The sequence below is a fragment of the Clostridium sp. genome, assembly GCF_051650885.1.
Taxonomy (GTDB): Bacteria; Bacillota; Clostridia; order Clostridiales; family Clostridiaceae; genus Clostridium.
Genome location: NZ_JBOFRG010000087.1, coordinates 1 through 3,642 on the forward strand (window position 1 = coordinate 1; position 3,642 = coordinate 3,642).

Consider the following 3,642-nt stretch of genomic DNA (forward strand, 5'->3'; position numbering starts at 1 on the left):
GTTATGCAAAAAATAGAAAACCAATTTTCAAAATACCTTTAAAGGATATGAAAAATATCCAAAAACAAAATAAAGTAATTCGCAATTTACACAAAAAACTTACTGATATAAGAACGAACCATTTACACCAAAGTACAAATGCTATTGTGAAAACCAAGCCTAGCAAAATTGTAATGGAAACTCTTAATATCAAAAATATGATGAAGAATAAACATCTAGCGAAAGCTATTGCAGAGCAATGCTTATATGAGTTTAAAAGACAAATTGGATATAAGTGTCAAAAATATGGAATAGAGTTTATAGAAGCAGATAAATATTTTCCCTCATCAAAAAAATGTTCTTGTTGTGGAACTATCAAGAAAGATTTAAGACTTAAAGATAGAATATATAAATGTTCTTGTGGTCTCAAAATGGATAGAGATTTAAATGCAAGTATTAACTTAGCAAATTATTCAATTCAGAGTGCCTAACCTAAAATAGGTTCTGAATATGTACCCAATGATACTGGGGAATTTAAGCCTTTGGATTGTCATACAAATGAGAGTAGTAAGTGATTTATCACTACAAAATCAGATAGAGTGAAGAAGGAAGATACAAAACGAAAGTCTTAGGATATAAGTTGTATCACAGTATAAATGTCGACATTCAGATAGAAATGTATATATTTTTCGTATCGGCAACTATTTTTACTATGATAGGAAAACTACTAGGTGACAGATGGAAGTTTTTTCACAAATACATAGACAAGTATTTAATAGTTTTGGCAGCGTTTGTGATAGTGGCTGTAGTTTTAATTTATATAATAAAAATATATAAAGAGAAGATAGTGGAATTTGTAAAAAGAGGAGTTCTTTTATCTGTTGATATACTTCATTCATTAGGAAATCTTAGGATTGTGGTTGTTATAGCAGCAGTTCTTGGAGTTCTGCTTGTTGATGGATTTGTAAACATAATACAAGGCCTTCTCACTAATGAATTTGAACCTTTTAATGTGATAACATATTATTTAGTTAAAACTATATTTGGAAGTTCAAATATATTTAGTGGTATATTTTATTTAGTGGAGTATTTAACAAGAAACTATATGTATATAATAGGATTGATTCTAATAATAGGATTTATAGCTTATAAATCTAAAGAGAAAAAATTAGAAATTCAATATGCCATAGTAACACTTATTGGTGGGGGAATCTTAGAATACGTATTTTCCTATGTATTTCATTTAATAAGTAGTAATATAAGCCTATTTGATAATTTAATGAATAAGGGTTCTTATACAGCAATACTGATTTATGGATTCCTAGGATATATTGTTATAAAAAATATAAATAAAAAATGGCTTAAAAGGTGTATAGTTGCAGTATTTATTTTAATATGTTTAAGCACAGGACTTGCAGAACTTTATGATGGAAAAATTTTAAGTCAAGTATTAACAGGGTTCTCTTTAGGTGGAATATGGCTTACTTTGAATATTGTTTTATTAGAAATTACAAGGGTAATGCCTATAGCTAAGAAAAGAAGAAAGCATTTAAATTTAAAAAATATTAGAAGAAAATAGCTTTATAGTATATAATTTAATTGATTTTAATGAAAGAAGGTAAGTTTATGGAAAAGAAAATAGGAAGAGCTTTAGGAATGGATATTTATAAGGCAAGAGTTCTTATGAGAAATAAGCTTCAAAGAAAACTTAAACCTTTTAATATAACTGTAGAGCAATGGAATGTTATGAATACAATTAGTCTTAAAGAGGGATGCAATCAAAAGGAACTTGCTAAAATAAGCTTTAAAGATGGAGCAGCCTTTACAAGAATATTAGATATTTTAGATAAAAAAGGCTTTATAGAAAGAAATACTTCACCTTCAGATAGACGTGAATACTTAGTATATTTAACAAAAGAAGGAAAAGAATTTCATAAAAAAGTAAATCCTTTAATATTAGAAAACACAAGAGAAAACTTTAAAGGGTTTTCAGATGAAGAAATAGAAAACTTAAAATTATTAATAGATAGATTATTAATAAATTTAGAAGAATAAGCCTTAAAGGCTTATTTTTTTATCATTGAAATTGACTTTATCAATAATTGACTTTATCAATTAATTTTGATATGATAGATTTCAGAAGAAGGGATGATATAAATGACACATACAGAAGAAAAAAGAAATAAGGCAAAGTATATAACAGTATTTGCAACGTTTTTAGCATTTATGGGAATTGGAGTTGTAGACCCATTATTACCTACAATTGCAGCAAGTATTGGGGCAAGCTCAAGCCAAATTGAGTTATTATTTACAGCATACATATTTACAATGGCAATTATGATGATTCCAGCAGGAATTTTAGCAACAAAGTTTGGAAATAAAAGATTAATGGTTGTAGGACTTGGAATTGTTACTATATTTGCATTATCTTGTGGATTATCAAATGGAATTTTAGAGTTATCAATTTTTAGAGCAGGTTGGGGACTTGGAAATGCATTATTTTTTGCAACAGCAATGGTATTATTAATAGCTTTTAGTGATAAAGCAAGTAGTGCAATAGGAATGTATGAAGCAGCTATTGGACTTGGAATGGCTGGAGGTCCTTTAGTTGGAGGAATTTTAGGAAAGTATTCATGGAGATTACCTTTTATTGCAACCTTTATACTTATATTAATAGCATTTTTACTAGTAACATTTTTTGTTTATGAGCCAAGTCATAAAACAGAAAGAAAAGTGGCTGGAGTAAAAGAATTAATTAAGCTTATAAAAGTAAAAAGATTTATAAAGGTAGCAATAGCAGGAATGTTTTATTATTATGGATTCTTTGTTGTTTTGGCATATACACCACTTGTACTTAAAATTCCAACTATAGTTCTTGGTTTAGTATTTTGTGGATGGGGACTTATGCTTGCATTTGGTTCAGCAGTACTTTCACACAAGCTTGAGAAAAAATATGAAGTTTCAAAGATTTTACCTTGGAGTTTGATAATATTTGCAATTTTACTTGGAATATTATTCTTAGCTCATTCAACTTATATAAGAATTATAGTAGTTATATTGAGTGGATTAGTTTCAGGGCTTAACAATGCATTATTTACAACTCATGCTATGGCAGAATCACCATATGGAAGAGATATAACATCAGGTGCATATAATTTTGTAAGATGGCTTGGAGCAGCAATTGCACCACTTCTTTCAGGAGTTATAAGTGAAACTATAGGAATGAGCACACCATTTATAATCGCAGCGATAATAGCAGTTTTAGCATTTATATTAATAAAAATAAAAGTGAAATCAGAAAATTAGAATATAAAAAGAAGGGGCTGTCGCTTTAGCGGAAATAAAATCCGTTAGCGATAGCCCTTTTTCTAAATAATATTTATAATTTACATTTTAAATTTTTAGATGTATTTAAATTTGTAAAATTATTAAAAATTGACGCACTTTAACAAGCTTAATAAGAAAATTAAAAAAATTTAATTTAGCTTAAGCTATTAAGTCTGTTTTAAATAGATGCGTTCCGATACGATTTCCTTGAATTTTATTATGTAACTTTTTAATATTATGTCCAATAGCAAGTAAAACACTTTCAGCAAGCACATTTTGTTTACCTTTCGATAAAAATCTCCTGAAGCCCATATCTTGTTTTATTTGTGCAAAAGA

5 protein-coding genes are annotated in these 3,642 nt (G+C 28.0%); 4 read left to right on the forward strand and 1 reads right to left on the reverse strand.

Annotated elements, in window-relative coordinates; genetic code table 11:
* The 4 genes from ACRC28_RS04110 to ACRC28_RS04125 form a co-directional block, all read left to right on the forward strand.
* Positions 1-470: RNA-guided endonuclease InsQ/TnpB family protein (locus ACRC28_RS04110; RefSeq protein ID WP_438542184.1), on the forward strand; the 470-nt coding region annotated here is incomplete at its 5' end.
* A gap of 185 nt (positions 471-655) precedes the next feature.
* Positions 656-1,558, forward strand: coding sequence for a hypothetical protein (locus ACRC28_RS04115; RefSeq protein ID WP_438542185.1), 903 nt, complete (start codon positions 656-658; stop codon positions 1,556-1,558).
* A gap of 47 nt (positions 1,559-1,605) precedes the next feature.
* On the forward strand, positions 1,606-2,034 hold the full coding sequence (locus tag ACRC28_RS04120) for a MarR family winged helix-turn-helix transcriptional regulator (protein ID WP_438542186.1): 429 nt from the start codon (positions 1,606-1,608) through the stop codon (positions 2,032-2,034).
* Positions 2,035-2,136: 102 nt separating this feature from the next.
* Positions 2,137-3,285 carry an MFS transporter gene (locus ACRC28_RS04125; RefSeq protein WP_438542187.1) on the forward strand — a complete coding sequence of 383 codons (1,149 nt, stop codon included), beginning with the start codon at positions 2,137-2,139 and terminating at the stop codon, positions 3,283-3,285.
* Positions 3,286-3,465: 180 nt separating this feature from the next.
* Here the strand turns inward: ACRC28_RS04125 and ACRC28_RS04130 are convergent.
* A partial coding sequence (locus ACRC28_RS04130) for a transposase (protein WP_438542188.1) occupies positions 3,466-3,642 on the reverse strand: 177 nt, incomplete at its 5' end.

What these genes read in the sequence shown, in the direction of transcription:
- ACRC28_RS04115 (WP_438542185.1), top strand. Translation starts at nt 656, where the DNA reads ATGTATATATTTTTCGTATCGGCAACTATTTTTACTATGATAGGAAAA.
- ACRC28_RS04120 (WP_438542186.1), top strand. Translation starts at nt 1,606, where the DNA reads ATGGAAAAGAAAATAGGAAGAGCTTTAGGAATGGATATTTATAAGGCA.
- ACRC28_RS04125 (WP_438542187.1), top strand. Translation starts at nt 2,137, where the DNA reads ATGACACATACAGAAGAAAAAAGAAATAAGGCAAAGTATATAACAGTA.